This window comes from Metallibacterium scheffleri, from assembly GCF_002077135.1.
GTDB lineage: Bacteria > Pseudomonadota > Gammaproteobacteria > Xanthomonadales > Rhodanobacteraceae > Metallibacterium > Metallibacterium scheffleri.
Genome location: NZ_LDOS01000001.1, coordinates 131,588 through 148,474 on the forward strand (window position 1 = coordinate 131,588; position 16,887 = coordinate 148,474).

Here is a 16,887-nt window from a genome sequence, read left to right on the forward strand (position 1 = left end):
GTGCTTCAAGGCGCGGATGCGGCCGCTGCCGGCCGCGCGCGCGTGGCCACCAGCGCCTGCAGCACGTGCAGGGCCTGATCCAGCCACCAGTCCTCGGCGGCCAGCGTGCCCGTGCCGCCGCTGCTCGCGGCCACGTTGCCGGAACCGCCGAGATGTCCGAGCAGATCGGCTTCGCGGCTGCTCAGCTCCGGCGCCTTGCTCACGCTCACCCGCAGGTTGTCGGCCAGCTCGATGTCGGGGCTGATGCCGCGCGCCTGGATGGAGTCACCGTCGGGCGTGTAGTAGCGCGCCGTGGTCAGCTTGATGGCCGCGCCGTCGGGCAGCGGCAGCACGCTTTGCACCGAACCCTTGCCGAAGCTGCGCCGGCCCATCAACACGGCGCGGTGGTTGTCCTTCAGTGCGCCGGCGACGATCTCGGCGGCCGAGGCGGTGCCACCGTCGATCAGCACCACCAGCGGCGCGCCATGCAGCAGATCGCCGGGTGTGGCGCGGAAAATCGTGTCGGATTGCGGCAGGCGCCCGCGCGTGCTGACGATCACGCCGGAGTCAAGGAAGTCATCGGCCACTGCGACCGCCGCGGTCACCAGACCGCCTGGATTCGAGCGCAAATCCAGCACCGCACCCTTGAGCGGGCCGTCCTTGCGCTGCAGGGCATCGAGCTGGCGCTGCAGTTCGCTGGCGGTATCGGCCTGGAACTGGCTGATGCGCAGGTAGGCGAAGCCCGGCACCAGCAGGCGCGAGCGCACGCTGGGTACCTGGATGAATTCGCGCACCAGACGCAGATTGATCGGCTGGCTGGCGCCGGCGTGCAGGATGGTCAGGGTGATGACGCTGCCGGGCTTGCCGCGCAACGCATCCAGCGCAGCATCCAGCGCATCCGGGTCGATGGCCTTGCCGTCGATGCCGAGGATGATGTCACCGGCGCGGATGCCGGCTTTCTGCGCGGGCGTGCCGTCGATCGGCGCGATGATGCGCAGCGTGCCCTTGACCTCGGCGACCTCGATGCCCAGCCCGGCGTATTCACCGCTGGTGTCCTCGTCGAACTGGCGCAGCGCCCTGGCGTCAAGGAATTCGCTGTGCGGATCCAGCCCGGACAGCATGCCGCGCAGCGCCGACTGCATCAGCGCGTGATCGCTCACCGGCTCGACGTAAGCCTGTTTGATGATCTCGAAGGTGCGCGTGAAGATGGCGATGTCCTTGAGATCCGGTCCGGCATGCGCGCTCGGCAGCGAACTCGCGACAGCCGGCGCGACACTGCCCGCAAGCGCAGGCACGGCGGCTCCGGCCGTGGCGCAAACGCCGGACAGCATGCAGGCAAAAACGATCGGCAGGCGACGCATCGCGGACTCCGGCAACTGCCGGCATTATGCCCGTGCCGTGGCCGCGCGCCGCGGCGCGCGGTTCGCCCTGCCGCGTTCGGGTGCTCAATGCAGCGCACCCAGCCCGAGCAATGCGTTGAAGCACATGTGCGCCACGATGCCCGGCCACAACGAACCGGAGCGCAGACGCAGCCACGCGGCCAGGCCACCCAGCGCGGCGATCGGCAGCAGGCCCCAGAAGTAACCGGCTTGCTCGGGCACATGCAGCACGGTGAACAGCGCGGTGCTGGCCACGCCCGCGCCCAGCGGACCCAGCGCCGGCGCCAGCGCACCCAGCAGCGCACCGCGGAAAATGCCCTCTTCGAACAACGGTGCCAGCAACACGCTGATCAGCGTGCTCGCCAGCGGCAGCGCCGGCAGCGCGATCAGCAGGCTGGCCAGATGCGGCGCGCCATGTCGCGGCAGCAGCCAGGCCAGCGCGACCGCGGCCAGCGCCAGCATCAGGCCACTGCCCTCGCCGGCCAGCATCCAGGCGCGTGTGCTGCCGCCGAAACCGAAACCGCACGCGCTGCCCGCCCGCCACCGCGCGCCGACCCGCGCGCGCAGCCAGCGAAACGTCAGCAGGCCGGCGCCGAGTTGGGTCAGCAGCAACGCCAGCGAGCCGTATACGTACTGCGCGCCCGCGTCGGGTGGCGCGAACGCAGCGCTGCCCAGCAACGCCAACCCCTGCGCCATGCCCACCAGCAGCAACAGATACAAGCCAGGCGCGCCGAGCACCAGGCGCCAATCGATCGCATCCGCGCAGGGCGCAGGCGGGGTATTCGCAAGGGTGGCGGGGGTGGTGGATGCCATGGCCCGCACTATGGCCGTTTGCGGGCATGCCGCCTGTGACACGCATCGTGTCCGCGGGTATCGTCGACCAACGCCAGGCGCGCAGTGTGCGCCGCATCACGTGCCGGCGTTGCTCAGGGTCGCGGCATCAGCCACGCGCGTGGGTCCACCGGCTGGCCGGCGTGGCGCAGCGCGAAATACACGCCATCGAAGCCCGCCGCCGGCGTACCGGCGCTGGCGATCACCTGCCCCGGGCTCACCCAGTCGCCGACCTGCACCAGCAGGCTCTCGTTGTTGCCGTACAGGGTGATCCAGCCATCGCCCTGATCGACCACCACCAGCATGCCGAAGCCGCGCAGCCAGTCGGCATAGGCCACGCGACCGTTGGCCACCGCGCGCACCTTGCTGTGCGCGCCGGGCGCGATCAGCAGCCCGCCCTGCCAGGCGCGCGCGCTGCCGCGCAGCGGCCACGGCAAGTGGCCCCTGAGTTGCGCGAAGGGGACGTTGCCGGGCAGTTGCTTGGGGATGTCCGCGAAGATGTCGCGCAGGCGCGCCAGCAGGTTTTGCAGATCGCGTGATTGCTGCGCCAGCGCGGCCAGCTTGTCGCCCTGATCGCGGAAGCGCGCCGCGGCCTGCGCACGCAGGCCCTGCAGTCGGTTGCGCGCCTCGCGCTGCGCCAGGTCGCTGGCTTGCGCCGCGCTTTGCGCCTGCACGAGCTGGCGTTGCTGTGCGGCCAGCGCGGCCTGCCGTGATCGCAACACCTCCAGCGCCGTCAGCAGCGCGCGAATTTGCGCCAGGCGCTGGCGCTGGAAATAGTGCGTGTAGGCCAATGCGCGCGTCAGATGCGCCAGGTCGGCATCACCCAGCAGCACGCGCAGATCCGACTCCGGGCCCAGCGCGTAGGCAGCGCGCAACAGCGCGCCCAGTGCCTCGCGCTGCTGCGTCAGGAGCGCCTGCTGCGCGCCCACGGCCACCTGCAGCGCAACGAGTTTTTGCTGGCTGGCCAGCAGCGCCGCCGCGGTCTGCGCGCGCAGCGTGGCCGCCTGGGCCAGTGCCTGCGAGGCCTGTGCGATCTCGCCGTCCAGCGCATCGCGCTGCATGGCGGTCTGTTGCTGCGCCGAGGCCAGCGCGGCGATCTGCTGCCTGATCCGGGCCAGCCTGGCGCTGGTCACGGCTTCCTGCTGCTTGCGCGCGACATCCCCGGGCGGTGTGCTCGGCGCGGCCGCCAAGCAGGTGCCGGAAAACGCCCAAAGCAGCAAACCGGCAAGACGCGCGCGCGGTGCGGGAATCATCAATCGCGACCACGACAAGCATGGGTGTTTGCACAGCCAGCGCAGGCGGTGACGACAAGGGTCATGGCGAAAACACGGTTGTGCACCGTGGCCGTTCGCAAGGCTCGCCGTGCCCGTCGCCATCCATCGGCACGTCGGTGCAGTGGCGCGGAAAACAGCGCGCCCGCGCGCACGCGGCCATGTGCGCGCAGTGCATGCGCCCGGCGCAGCGCAATGCCGGTGCGCGGGTGGCGCGGTCCATCCCGCACCACGTCCGCAATCGCGTGACGTGAACCACGACTTCGCGGAGAACCGGGTTGACGGGACCGAAACCGAAGCTGCGCACGTCTTGCCATTCGGCCAGTGTGCCATCGGTTCTCATCGGAGATGGGTTTGCATCGGACGGGTCAGCTCGGCACCGGCGGGACCGGCGCGCTCTGCATAGCACAGCGTGCCCACAACGTGGGCGCCGTGGCCGATCGCCGCATTCAGGATGCCAGCGGCTGCCTGGCCGCGCGCGCGGCGTGGCGCGCGGCACGGCGTGCGCGGCGGCGCTGGCTGGCGCGGTCGAACAGCAGATAGATCGCCGGGGTACTGAGCAGGGTCAGCGCCTGCGAGAACAGCAGACCGCCCACCAGGGCGATGCCCAGCGGGCGCCGCAACTCGGCGCCGGAGCCGAAGCCGATCGCCAGCGGCAGCGCCGACAGCATCGCCACCATGGTGGTCATCATGATCGGCCGGAAGCGCACCAGACAGGCCTCGCGGATCGCATCGATCGGCGCCAGACCGCGCTCGCGCTCGGCAGCCAGCGCGAAGTCGACCATCATGATGGCGTTCTTCTTGACGATGCCGATCAGCAGCACGATGGCGATGATCGAGACGACGGATAGTTCGGTGTTGGTGATCAGCAGCGCCAGCATGGCGCCGAAGCCGGCGGCGGGCAGCGTGGAAAGAATCGTGATCGGGTGGATGAGATTTTCGTAGAGCATGCCGAGCACGATGTACACCGCCAGCAGCGCGCCCAGCAGCAGCAGCGGGGTGCTGTTTTGCTGCTCGGTGAAGCGGCGGAAATCGCCGCCGAAACCACCATGGATGTCGCCAGGCAGGCGCAGGTCCTTCATCAACTGATTGATCGCGGCGTAACCGGCGCTCATCGCCACGCCGGGCGCGAGATTGAAGCTGACGCTGACCACCGGAAACTGGCCTTCGTGATCGACCTCGGTGGGCGCCAGGCCGGGCGTGATCGTGGCCAGTGCGGTCATGGGCACCATGCCGCCCGAGCTGCTTTGCACATACAGGCGCTTGATCGACTCGGGCGTGGCCGCCATCGACGGCATGGCATTGAGCACGACCTGGTACTGGTTCATGTCGGTGTAGATGGTGCTGATCTGGCGCTGGCCGAAGGCATCATAGAGCGCGCCATCGATGGCGCCGATGCCGATGCCGAGGCGCGCCGCGGTATTGCGGTTGATATGCAGCGTCTCGCGCAGGCCGGAGCCGTCAAGACTGGTGCTGACATCGGTGAAGATTTTCGACTTGCGCATCGCCGCGGCCAGTTTCGGCGTCCATGCCTCCAGTTCGGCGTAGTTGTCGCCCTTGAGGTTGTAGCTGTAGAGGGTTTTGCTGTTGCCGCCGCCGGGACCGCCGATGTCCTGCACCGGACGCAGGAACACCGAGATGCCGGGCACATGCGCGGTAGCGAGGCGCAACTGGTTCATCACCTGTTCTGTGGTCAAGCTGCGGCCGTCGCCGAGCGGCTTGAGATTGATCAGCAAGGTGCCGGTGTTGCCGCTGCCGTGCCAGCTGCCGAGGCGCGAACCGACGCTGTCGACCGATGGATTCTGCTGCACGATTTTCGCCACGCGCTGCTGCAGCTGCATCATCACCGCGGGCGAGATGTCGGCGCCCGCCTGCGTGGAGCCCTGGATGGCGCCGGTGTCCTGCTGCGGAAAGAAGCTCTTCGGGATCACCACCATCAGCGCGATGGTCAGCACCAGCAGCAGCGGCACCTGCGCCGCCATCAGGCGCGGATGGCGCAGCGCCCACTCCAGCGCCTTGGCGTAGCGCGCGCGCATGCCGGCGTGGAAGGCTTCCAGCTTGCGTCCCAGTCGCGACGCTTCCGCTGCGGGCGGATGCGCGTGCAGGAACTGCCCGCACAGCGACGGCGTCAGGGTGAGCGAAACCAGCGCCGAGATCAGGATGGCCGCCACCAGCGTGATCGAGAATTCGCGAAACAGCATGCCGAAGAAGCCGGTCATGAACAGCAACGGCGCGAACACCGCCACCAGCGACGCGGTGATCGAGACCACGGTGAAGCCCACCTCGCGCGTGCCGGCCAGCGCGGCATCCATCGGGCTCAGGCCCTTTTCGAGATGGCGATGGATGTTCTCGATCACCACGATGGCATCGTCGACGACAAAACCAATCGCGATCACCAGCGCCATCAGCGAGAAATTGTCCAGCGTGTAGCCGAGCACGTACATGACGATGAACGCGCCGGTCACCGACAGCGGTGCAGCCAGCGCGGCGATCAGCGTCGGCGCCCAGCGGCGCAGGAACAGCAGCATCACCATGATCACCAGGCCAAGGCTGATCAGCAGCGTGATCTGCACCTCGTCCACCGAGGCGCGGATGGTCGGGGTGCGATCGAAGAAGGGCGTCAGCTTGACCCCCGCGGGCAGATCCGGGGTGAGCTGCGGCAGCAGCGCGCGCACCTGATCGACGATGGCGATGACGTTGGCATCGGCCTGCTTGCGGATCATCAGCAGGATCGCGCGCTGACCGTTGTACCAGGCGGCCTGGTACTGGTCCTGCTGGCCCGAGTAGACGTGCGCGATGTCCTTCAGTCGCACTGGCACGCCGTTGCGCACCGCGACGATGGCGTCGGCGAATTGATCCGGCTGGGTCATCGACGTGTTGGCGTTGATCGCCAGTTGCGTGTGGCCATCCGACAGATAGCCCATCGGCTCGATGACGTTGGCAGCGACCAGCGCGTTGCGCACCTGGTCGCCGGTCAGCCCCATGGCGGCCATGGCGCGCAGGTTCAGATCCACGCGCACCGCCGGCGTGGCGCCGCCGTTGATGTCCACCTGCGCCACGCCGGGAATCTGCGAGATGCGCGGCGACAGCGTGGTGTCGGCGTAGTTGTAAAGCTGCGACAGCGGCTGCGTGGTACCGGTCAGTGCCAGGATCAGCACCGGCGCGTTGTTGGGGTTGGCCTTGCGGTAGATCGGCGGCACGCGCAGGCTGCTGGGCAGGTCCGGCGCGGCGGCGTTGATCGCCGCCTGCACGTCGCGCGCCTTGTTGTCGATGTTGGTGCCGACGTTGTACAGCATGACGATGAAGCTGGAGCCTTCCGAGCTGAACGAGTTCATCGTGTCGATGCCGCTGATCTGGCCGAGATGCCGCTCCAGCGGCGCGGCCACGGTGTTGGCCATGTTGCGCGCGTCGGCACCGGGCACGCTGGCCTGCACGAAGATCGCCGGGAACTCGAGGTTGGGCAGCGGCGCCACGCCCAGCAGGAAGTAGCAAATCATGCCGATCACCAGCACGCCGGCGGCCAGCAGCGAGGTACCGACCGGGCGTTTGATGAAAGGTGCCGAGATGTTCATGTCACGCTGCCGTCCACGTTGACGCGGCGCACGCCGTGCGCGCGCAGCCATGCCGCGAAGCGCTCCAGGTACAGGTAAACCACCGGGGTGGTGTACAGCGTGACCAGCTGCGACAGCAGCAGGCCGCCGACGATGCTGATGCCCAGCGGCTGCCGCAGTTCTGCGCCGATACCGGTGCCCAGCGCCAGCGGCAGCGCGCCCAGCAGCGCGGCGGCGGTGGTCATCATGATCGGCCGGAAGCGCAGCAGCGCGGCATGGCGGATGGCGTGCTGCGGCGTCATGCCTTCGCGCTGCGCGACGATGGCGAAGTCCACCATCATGATGGCGTTCTTCTTGACGATGCCCATCAGCAGGATGATGCCGATGATGCCGTCGATCGACAGCGGCAGGCCGAACAGCATCAGCGAGAGCAGCGCGCCGACGCCGGCCGATGGCAGCGTGGACAGGATCGTCAGCGGATGGATGTAGCTCTCGTACAGCACGCCGAGCACGATGTAGATCACCAGGATCGCGGCCAGGATCAGCAGCACCTCCTGACTGAGCGACGACGAGAACTCGGCCGCCGAGCCGATGAAGCCGGCGCGGACCGAATCCGGCAGTTGCATCTGTTGCTGTACGGTGTTGATCGCGTCCACCGCCTGCGACAGCGAATAGCCCGGCGCCAGATTGAACGACAACACCACCGCCGGCATCTGGTCGAGGTGGCTGACCACCAGCGGCGCCGTGGTTTCGCTGGCGTGCACCAGCACGCTCAGCGGCACGCTGCTGCCGCCACCGACGCTGATGCCGGTGTTGCTGAGGCCGATGCCGGTGGCGGTGGAGGTGTTGCTGGAGGCGGCCTGGCCGAAGCTGGTGGCGGTGCTGCCGGTCAGCGCGCCACTGCCGTTGCTGCGCACTGTGAGCTGATCGAGCAGCGCGGTGATGTTGCGGAACTGCGGCGCCACCTCGAGGATCACGCGGTACTGGTTGAGCTCGGTGAAGATGGTCGAGATCTGGCGCTGACCGAAGGCGTCATACAGCGTGTCGTTGATCGTCTGGATCGGCACGCCCAGCCGACTGGCGTTGGCGCGGTCGATCTGCAGGTCCATCACGCGGCCGCGATCGGCGAGATTGCTGTCCACATCGGCCAGCTCGGGCAGCTTGTGGAATGCGGCGGACATGCGCGTCGCGTATTGTTTCAGCGCGGCGGCATCCAGCGAGCGCATCACGTACTGGTACTGCGTGGCGGCCACGCGCGTATCCAGGGTCACGTCCTGCACCGGCTTGAGATACAGCGCCACGCCCGGCACATCGGCGGCACTGCGCTGCAGGCGCGCGACGATGCTGGCCAGGCTGGAGCGCTCCGCGCGCGGCGTCAGCACGATGCTGAGCTGGCCCTGGTTGAGCGTGGGGTTGGTATCGCCGATGCCGACGAACCCCGCCACGCCGGCCACTTCGGGATCGCGGCGCACCGCCGCCATCACCGCCTGCATGCGTCGCTCCATGGACGGGAACGCGATGCTCGGGTCGGCCTGCACCACGCCGGTGATCAGGCCTGTGTCCTGCTCGGGCAACAGGCTCTTGGGGATGACGACATACAAAAACACCGTCACCACCACGCTCAGCGCGAACACGCCCATGATCGTGCGCTGATGCTCGAATACCCAGTCGAGACTGCGTTCATAGGCGCCGAGCATGCGCGCGAAGAAACCGCGTGGCTTGCCATCGGCGCTGTGCTCCTGCGGCAGCGCGCCGGGCTTGAGCAGATACGCGCACAGCATCGGCGTGAGCGTCAGCGAAATCACCGCCGACAGCGCCACCGCGATCGTCAGCACCCAGGCAAACTCGTGGAACAGGCGCCCGGTCACGCCCGGCATCAGCAGCAGCGGCAGGAACACCGCGATCAGCGACACCGTCAGCGAGATGATGGTGAAGCCGATTTCCTTGGCGCCCAGTTCAGCGGCCTCGCGCGGCTGCTTGCCCTGCTCGATGTAGCGCACGATGTTCTCGATCATCACGATCGCATCGTCGACCACGAAGCCGGTGGCCACGGTCAGCGCCATCAGCGAGAGGTTGTCCAGCGAGAATCCGGCGAAGGCCATCACGCCGAAGGTGCCGATCAGCGACAACGGCACCGCCACCGATGGGATCACCGTGGCCCACAACCGGCGCAGGAACACGAAGATCACCATCACCACCAGCACGATGGCCAGCAGCAGGGTGAACTCCACGTCCGCCACCGAGGCGCGGATGGTGATGGTGCGGTCGGCGAAGATGCCGAGGTTGACCCCCGCCGGCAGTACCGCACGCAATGCCGGCAACTCGGCGCGGATCGCCGCCACGGTTTCCACGATGTTGGCGCTGGGCTGGCGGCGGATGTCCAGCAGCACCGCCGACTTGCCGTTGGCCCACGCGGCCACCTGGTCGTTCTCGACACCGTTGACCACGCTGGCGACATCGCTGAGCCGCACCGGCGCGCCGTTGACGTAGCTGATGATCAGGTTCTGGTAGGCCGCGGCATCGGGCAACTGGTCGTTGGCGCCGATGGTGAAGCTTTGCGTGCTGCCGTTGAGATTGCCCAGCGGCGCGTTGACGTTGGCCTGGGTGATGGCGCTGCGCACGTCCTCGAGCGTGAGGCCGAGGTTGGCCAGCGCCGCGGGGTTGACCTGGATGCGCACCGCCGGCTTGATGTTGCCCTCGACGCTGACCAAGCCCACGCCGGAGATCTGCGACAGCTTCTGCGCGAGGATGCTGTCGGCGTAATTGGTGACATCGCGCACCGGCAGGGTGTTGGAGGTCAGCGCCAGGGTCAGGATCGGCGCATCGGCCGGGTTGACCGCGTTGTACACCGGCGGATACGGCAGCGCCGCGGGCAGCGTGCCGCGCGCGGCGTTGATCGCGGCCTGCACGTCCTGCTCGGCGTTGGCGATATCGCGGCTCTGGGTGAACTGCAGGTTGATCACCGACAGACCCTGCGAGCTGTTCGAGCTCATCATGGTCAGGCCGGAAATCTGCCCGAACTGGCGCTCCAGCGGCGTGGTCACCAGGCGCGCCATGGTCGAGGGGCTGGCGCCCGGATATTGCGTGGTCACCTGCAGGCTCGGCGCCTCGACGTTGGGCAGCGCCGCCACCGGCAGGGTGCGATAGCCGAAGATGCCGAACAGCAGCAGGGCCACCATCAGCAGCGAGGTGGCGATGGGGCGGCGGATGAACAGCGTCGAGATGCCGACGCCCGTGCCTGGCACCGCTTCAGTCATGTCAGCCGCCACCGCTGCGCGTGCCGGCCGTGGCGGTCTTGGGCAGCGGCGGCACCTGACCCGGCGCCAGCGGGATCACCTTGCTGTTCTGCTTGAGCCGGAATTGCCCCTCGGTGACCACGCGCGTACCGGCGACGAGTCCACTGCGGATCAGGGTCTGGCTGGCGCCGGCCTCGCCGCCGGTGGTCACCGCCTGCATCTTCACCGTGTTGCCGGGCTGCACCGCGAACACGTAGTCGCCATCGGGACCGCGCTGCACCGCCTGTGCCGGCACCACCAGCGCGTCGTGCAGCGTGCCTAGTTGCAGGCGCACGTTGACGAACTGCCCTGGCCACAGCGTATCGGTGGGATTGGCGAATTCGGCCTTGAGCTGGAACGTCGAGGTGCTGGTATCGATCTGGTTGCTGATCACCTTGAGCGCGCCCATGGCGATCACCTTGTCGTTGCTGCGATCCAGCGCCGCGACCTGCAGCGCGCCCTTGAGCATGCCGTCACGCACGGCTTCGATGTTCTGCTGGGGTAGATTGAACAGCACGCTGATCGGGTGGATCTGGGTCAGCACCACGATGCCGCCGCTGGTGGTCGGGCCGACTATGTTGCCGACGTCCACCAGACGCAGTCCGGCGATGCCGTCGATCGGCGCGCGGATCGTGGTGTAGCCCAGTTGCACCCGCGCGCTGTCCAGCGCGGCCTGGTCGGCCAGCACCGCGGCGCGCTGCTGCAGCACGGTCTGCTCCTGCGCCTGCAGGGTTTGCGCGGCGACGTACTGTTTCTTGCCCAGGTTTTCGTAGCTGGATGCCAGATACTTCGCCGCGCTCAGCAGCGCCTGATCCTGCGCCAGCTTGCCCTGCGCCTGCTCGACCGCGGCCTGAAACGTACGCGGATCGATTTGCGCGATCACGTCACCCTTCTTGATCTCCTTGCCTTCCTTGAAGTTGACCGAAACCAGCTGCCCGGTGACCTGCGGCACCACGGTGACCGTGTTCAGCGCGCTGACCGTGCCCAGCGCGGTCAGATAGACCGGCACGTTTTCGCGCGTGGCCGGCACCACGGTGACCGGGATCGGCGTGTCCTCGCCGCCGCGCTGGAAACCGGTGGATCGATGCATGATGCGGTAACCAATGATGGCGACCACCAGCACGACCACGATGATCGCGACGATTTTCCAGCGTGACATGGCGCTTCCTGGGATGGGGCGGGGATAGGTGTGGGCTCGCAAACCGTGCAAGTGTAGGGCCGCGCCGCCTGCGCGCGCGCGGCCCTGCCATCAGTCATGTCGCGTCGCAAGCCAATTGCAAACTTGCGCGCGCCGCGGATACGCGCAGATCCGCTCAGGCCATGGGCGAATCGTCGTCGCCACGCGCTGGCGTGGAAAGGGCAAACGCGGCGCCGGCATCGCGCGTGGGCAGCGCGGCGCGCGTGTCCCAGCGTTCGACGCCATCCAGATAGTGCAACAGTTCACCAACGCGGCCCTCGGACACCATCTCCTCGGCGGTGCGGTAGGCGAACGTCGCCAGCGGCATGTGCCGGAACCAGTCACGCGCGGCCGCGCGGCCACCACCCAGGCGCGTGGCGCGATCGAGCACCGTACGCGCATCGCGCATGTAGCGTTGCAGTCGCGCATCGAGCGGCTGCAGGGTTGGGGTCTCCGGCGCGACGTTGGCGTACTCGGCCAGATGGCGCAGGTTGATGCCGAGGCTGCGCGCGAAACTGCGCGGATCATTGCTCGCGGTGCTGCCCGCGGCGGGGCTGGTACGTGTCGTGCAAGACATGGTGAACTCCGGATGCGGGCGCCGTCTGTCGCGGCGTGACATTGAGTGCGGCGCGCCGTTGGCGTCCGCGGCATCCGCCCCGCGCCGCCGGGGCTGCGCGCACGTGGGTCGGCATGCGCACTCTAGGTGCGCGTGCTGCGCGCAATGAATGCCTGGCGTGTCGGGATGTAACGGTTCGTTGCGCCACGGCCCCGTCGCAGCCCTGCTGCACCGCGCCATCGGCCACGCGCGGGCCTACAATCGCGGCATGCTCGCCGCAGCGCCGCCCGCATCCGACTTGCAGCGCATCGCCGCGCTGGATCAGCGTCTGAGCGCCGCGGTGCGTGGCGTGCGCATCCTGCGCACGGTGGCGCTGCCGGCGGCACAAGCCGAGCCGTTTCTGGCCGCGCACGCGGCGGGGCGCCTGCGCATGCCGGTCGCGGACTATCGCGCCCCGGACCTGTCCGCCGCGCGCGACGAACTGGACGCGATCCTCGTCGCCATTCCGCATGCGCATCCGCTGGGCAATTATTTGCAGCGCGCGGCGAGCGCCTGGCGCGACGCCACGTTGATGCTGGAAGCGGTGGGCACGCCCGCCGCCAGCGCGCTGTCGGCGCAACTGTATGGCAGCCCGCAGGATGCGATCCCCGGCACCACGCTGAGCAGCGCCGCGGCCGCGCGCGAGTTCGTCGCGGTGGCCGCGGAACTGGGCGGCGAGCTGGAGGATTCGGCCGAGTTGCACGATATCGACGCCGCCACCCTGCAGACCGAGTTGCGCGTGGCGCTGGATGCGTTTTTCGGCGCCGGCAGCGTCGCGGTGGAGCTGGATGCCGAGTTGGCCGCCAAGGCCGCCGCCGGTGCCAGCCGCATCCGTTTGCGCAGCACGTCGCGGTTCAGCGCCTACGACCGCCACCAGTTGCTCGCGCACGAAGCCTTCGTGCACACGCTCACCGCGCGCAACGGCCTGCTGCAGCCGGCGCTGGGCTCGCTGGCGCGCACCAGTCCGCACGTCACCGCGACCCAGGAAGGCCTGGCGGTGTATGCCGAGCTGATCTCCGGCGGCATGGACCTGGCGCGGCTCAAGCGCATCAGCCTGCGCATCCTCGGCATCGAGCTGGCGCTTTCCGGCGCCGATTTCATCGAGGTGTTCCGTTTTTTCCTCGGCCACGGCCACGATGCCGCCGACAGCTACAACTCCACCGCGCGCATCTTCCGCGGCGTGCCGTTGCGCGGCGGCTATGCCTTCGCCAAGGACACCGTGTATCTGCATGGCCTGCTCAGCGTGCACACGTTTTTCCGCTGGGCCTTGCGTGGGCGCCGACTGAGCCTGCTGCGGCGTCTGTTCGCCGGCAAGATGGCGTTGAGTGACGTGCTCGATTTCGAGCCCTGGTTCGACACCGGCTTCATCGCCGAGCCACGCTACCTGCCGCCGTGGATCGCCTCGATGCAGGGACTCGCGGGCAGTCTGGCGTTCTCGCTGTTCATCAACCGCATTCCCATGGACGAAGTCAGCGCCGCCAACTGGCGCGCGCGGACTGACGCCTGAAGCCGGCAGGGCAACGGCGTCCGCACCCACACGGATGCGGACACCGTGGGCTTGCCTCAGGTGCCGATCAGCGGCGCGGGCACCACGCCGATCGGCGCACCGCCCGGCAGCGTGGGTGCGCCGGCCTTGTAGGCGGCGGCGTTCCACTGCGCCACGCCGTTGCCGAGCAGGCCATTGAACGCATCCAGTTTCTGCATGAGCTGGCCGCCGTATTCCTGCATCAGCCCGTGCATGGGCGGCGTCGGCGCCTGATCCTGCAGGCCGGAGACCAGGCCGTAGGTCATCTCCAGATTGGCGTGCAGATCCTGCAGGTAGTGGATGTCGTCCTCGATCACCTCGTGTTGCAGCAGCGGGTTGTAGATGCCGTCGCGCAGCGCCGTGACCTGCTTGTCCAGCACCTGCGCCTGCGCCAGCAGGCCACGCTGGGTGGCGTCCATGCTGCTGCCCGTGTCCTGCGCCTTGACCTCGTAGGCCTTCAGCGCGCCCTGCCAGGCGGTGAGGCGGTTGAGCATCTGGTTGAGCGCATCGACCTGGTTGCGTGTCGCCAGCGCAGCCTGCAGCGCGGCCGTGTTGGCAGCGGCGTCGAACTGCTGGTTGGGGTCGTACTGCAGCGTCACCGGCACGGCCTTGCTCACGCCGTCGGCGCTGATCGTCACCGTGTAGGTGCCGGGCAGCGCCAATGGTCCGCTGTTGTTGGCGCTCTTGATGTGGCGGTCGCCAAAGTCCAGACGCGTGTAGCCGTCCCAGGTCATGTCCCAGGCAAAGCGGTTGATGCCGGCCTTGGCCGGTCCCCAGCGCGTGGCCACCACGTCGCCCCTGGCGTCGGTGACCACGATCCGCACCGGCGTCTGCTTGCCGGCCTTTTCCGCCGCGCTGGGCGTCAGCGCCTTGGGCAGCCAGTAATCGAGGATCACGCCGGTGGGCGGATTGGGCGTGGTGAACGCCGGCTCGGCGCCCTCGCCGCGCGACCAGCGCTGCCATTCGATGCCGATGCTGGGCGTGAACACGTGCAGCGCATCCTGCGCCATGGCCGGACGCCACTGCGCCAGCGGCGCCATGTGATCGAACACCCAGATGCCGTTGCCGTGCGTGCCCAGCACCAGATCGCCCTGCGCGTAGTTGAGATCCCATACCGGCGTCGTCGGGAACGCGTGCGTGACCAGCTTGTTCCAGTGCGCGCCGTCATCGTGCGAGATCCACACCCCGGTCATGGTGCCGGCGGCGAGGAAGCCCTGCTGCCGCGGATCCTCGCGCACCACCAGGGTCGAGGCGTTGTCGGGCAGGCCGCTGTCGATGCGCTGCCAGTGCGCGCCGTAATCGGTGGTCTTGTACACATAGGGTTTGTTGTCGGCCAGCATGTGCGCGTCGAACGACAGATACGCCGTGCCCAGGGTGAACGGCGAGGCGCCGATCTGGTACACGCGCGCCCACTTCGGCACGCCACCCGGGGTGACGTCGTGCCAGGTCTTGCCGCCGTCGCGGGTGACTTGCACCAGACCATCGTCGGTGCCCACCCAGATCACCTCGGGATTCTGCGGCGCGATGGCGATGGACTGGATGGTGTCGTAGGTCTCGGCGCCGGAGATGTCCTTGTTCACCGGCCCGCCCGAGTTGAGCTGCTTGCTCTTGTCGTTGCGCGTCAGGTCGGGGCTGTCCACGGTCCAGTCGAGGCCGCCGTCGGTGCTCTTGAACAACACGTTGGCGCCGAGGTACACGGTCTTGGCGTCGTTCGGATCCACCGCGATCGGCGCGGTCCAGTTGAAGCGGTACTTCTGGTTCCTGGTCTCCAGATCGTTCACCGCGCCGGGGCCGTGCAGATACGGCATGGCGAAGCGCGACAGCTTGGTGCGGCGATCGAATCGCATGGTCGCGCCGTCTTCGGCGTTGCTGTAAATCACATCGGCATCGCTCGGCGCGGGCACCGCGTATTCGCCGTCGCCACCGACCACGGTGTACCAGTCGTAGGCGCTGATCACGTTGTCGGCCATGGTGTTGCTCGGTCCGCACCAGCCGCTGTTGTCCTGCAGGCCGACACACACGTCGAAGGGTTTGCGGTTGTCGGTGGCGATCGCATACACCTGCTCGATGGGCAGGTCATCGAGAAAACGCCAGGTCTTGCCGCCGTCCAGCGAGGCATAGGCACCGCCGTCGTTGCCTTCGAGGATGCGGTTCGGATCGGTCGGGTCGATCCACAGCGCGTGGTGATCCACATGCACCGACTTGTCGAGCGGCTTGGCGGTCTTGCCGCCATTGTTCGAAACCATCAAATAGAACGAGTTGAAGTACACGCGCTGCGGGTCGTTGGGCGCGACCGCCAGCGTGCTGAAGTAGAACGGGCGCACGTCCAGCGCGTAGTTGTCGCTGACCCGGTGCCAGTGCTCGCCCAGATCGTTCGAGGAAAACAGCAGGCCCTCGCCGCGCTTGGCCTCGACCAGCGCATACACCAGATCCGGCTGCGACGGCGCCACCGCCAGACCGATGCGCCCCAGCGGACCCTTGGGCAGGCCATCGTGCAGCTCGGTCCAGGTGGCGCCACCGTCGTTGCTGCGCCAGATGCCGCTGCCGGGGCCGCCATCGTTCAAGGTCCACGGCGTGCGATTGGCCTGCCACGTGGCGGCGAACACCACCTTGGGATTGGACGGCGCCCAGGCCAGATCGACCGCGCCGGTGCCGTCATTGACGAACAGGCTCTTGTGCCAGGTCTTGCCACCGTCGGTGGTTTCGAACACGCCGCGCGCGGCGTTGGGCTTCCACGGATTGCCGAGCACCGCCACCAGCACGTGCTCGGGATTCTGCGGGTCGATGAGGATGCGCCCCACCTGGCCGTGCTCATCCAGCACGCGCTTGAAGCTCTGCCCGGCATCGGTGGACACGTACACGCCATCGCCACCAATCACATCGCTGCGGATGTTGGCCTCGCCGGTGCCCACCCAGACGATGTTCGGGTTGGACGGCGCCAGTGCCACCGCGCCGATCGAGGACGTACCTTCCTTGCCGAAGATCGAGGTGAAGTGCAGCCCGCCATCGACGGTTTTCCACACACCGCCGCTGGCCGCGCCCACATAAAACACGCGCGGATTGCCGGGGATGCCGGCGATGGCCGTCACGCGCCCGCCCGCCACCGCCGGGCCGAGATTGCGGAACGCCAGGTGGGTGAACGGCGATTCCGCCGGATTGACCGCCGGCTTCGCCGCCGATGCAGGCGCCGCCAGCAGCGGCAGCGCGGGAGCAAGCGCCAAAACCAGCGCAAGAGCAAGTGGGGACAGACGCGGGGTGCGGGGCATGGTGGCGACTCCGAGGTTCAGACGAAGCCACTCAGACC

Annotated in this window: 9 protein-coding genes; 1 reads left to right on the plus strand and 8 read right to left on the minus strand. The window is 68.1% G+C overall.

Translation table 11 applies throughout. From position 1 onward, the window contains the following. Positions 1-5 precede the first annotated feature (5 nt). The 7 genes from Mschef_RS00600 to Mschef_RS00630 form a co-directional block, all read right to left on the minus strand. Positions 6-1,274: a S41 family peptidase gene (locus Mschef_RS00600; protein ID WP_242426404.1), complete on the minus strand. Its 1,269-nt coding sequence runs from the start codon at positions 1,272-1,274 to the stop codon at positions 6-8. Positions 1,275-1,424: 150 nt separating this feature from the next. Further along, positions 1,425-2,171: a CPBP family intramembrane glutamic endopeptidase gene (locus Mschef_RS00605; RefSeq protein WP_081125932.1), complete on the minus strand. Its 747-nt coding sequence runs from the start codon at positions 2,169-2,171 to the stop codon at positions 1,425-1,427. A gap of 113 nt (positions 2,172-2,284) precedes the next feature. Further along, positions 2,285-3,442, minus strand: a complete 1,158-nt coding sequence (locus tag Mschef_RS00610) for a murein hydrolase activator EnvC family protein (RefSeq protein WP_168708886.1) — start codon at positions 3,440-3,442, stop codon at positions 2,285-2,287. Positions 3,443-3,909: 467 nt separating this feature from the next. Continuing rightward, positions 3,910-7,032, minus strand: a complete 3,123-nt coding sequence (locus Mschef_RS00615; protein ID WP_081126736.1) for an efflux RND transporter permease subunit — start codon at positions 7,030-7,032, stop codon at positions 3,910-3,912. Beyond that, positions 7,029-10,268, minus strand: coding sequence for an efflux RND transporter permease subunit (locus Mschef_RS00620; RefSeq protein ID WP_081125934.1), 3,240 nt, complete (start codon positions 10,266-10,268; stop codon positions 7,029-7,031). Before Mschef_RS00620 ends, Mschef_RS00615 begins: the two co-directional genes overlap by 4 nt. Before the next feature lies 1 nt (position 10,269). Further along, the gene (locus tag Mschef_RS00625) at positions 10,270-11,445 is read right to left on the minus strand and encodes an efflux RND transporter periplasmic adaptor subunit (protein WP_081125935.1); all 1,176 of its coding nucleotides are present in this window, start codon (positions 11,443-11,445) and stop codon (positions 10,270-10,272) included. A gap of 154 nt (positions 11,446-11,599) precedes the next feature. Continuing rightward, positions 11,600-12,040 (minus strand): hypothetical protein, encoded by a 441-nt coding sequence (locus Mschef_RS00630; protein ID WP_136256370.1) that lies wholly within the window; start codon positions 12,038-12,040, stop codon positions 11,600-11,602. Positions 12,041-12,287: 247 nt separating this feature from the next. Between Mschef_RS00630 and Mschef_RS00635 the strand changes: the two genes are divergently transcribed. Further along, complete coding sequence (locus Mschef_RS00635; protein WP_081126737.1) at positions 12,288-13,565, plus strand: tyrosine/phenylalanine carboxypeptidase domain-containing protein; 1,278 nt, start codon at positions 12,288-12,290, stop codon at positions 13,563-13,565. 56 nt (positions 13,566-13,621) lie between these two features. On the opposite strand, the gene Mschef_RS00640 is transcribed toward Mschef_RS00635, so the two are convergent. Beyond that, complete coding sequence (locus Mschef_RS00640) at positions 13,622-16,849, minus strand: hypothetical protein (protein ID WP_136256371.1); 3,228 nt, start codon at positions 16,847-16,849, stop codon at positions 13,622-13,624. Positions 16,850-16,887: the final 38 nt, after the last annotated feature.

Bases quoted from the DNA above. Each gene is read 5' to 3' on its own strand.
- Mschef_RS00605 (WP_081125932.1), bottom strand. From the start codon at position 2,171: ATGGCATCCACCACCCCCGCCACCCTTGCGAATACCCCGCCTGCGCCC.
- Mschef_RS00610 (WP_168708886.1), bottom strand. From the start codon at position 3,442: ATGATTCCCGCACCGCGCGCGCGTCTTGCCGGTTTGCTGCTTTGGGCG.
- Mschef_RS00615 (WP_081126736.1), bottom strand. From the start codon at position 7,032: ATGAACATCTCGGCACCTTTCATCAAACGCCCGGTCGGTACCTCGCTG.
- Mschef_RS00620 (WP_081125934.1), bottom strand. From the start codon at position 10,268: ATGACTGAAGCGGTGCCAGGCACGGGCGTCGGCATCTCGACGCTGTTC.
- Mschef_RS00625 (WP_081125935.1), bottom strand. From the start codon at position 11,445: ATGTCACGCTGGAAAATCGTCGCGATCATCGTGGTCGTGCTGGTGGTC.
- Mschef_RS00630 (WP_136256370.1), bottom strand. From the start codon at position 12,040: ATGTCTTGCACGACACGTACCAGCCCCGCCGCGGGCAGCACCGCGAGC.
- Mschef_RS00635 (WP_081126737.1), top strand. From the start codon at position 12,288: ATGCTCGCCGCAGCGCCGCCCGCATCCGACTTGCAGCGCATCGCCGCG.
- Mschef_RS00640 (WP_136256371.1), bottom strand. From the start codon at position 16,849: ATGCCCCGCACCCCGCGTCTGTCCCCACTTGCTCTTGCGCTGGTTTTG.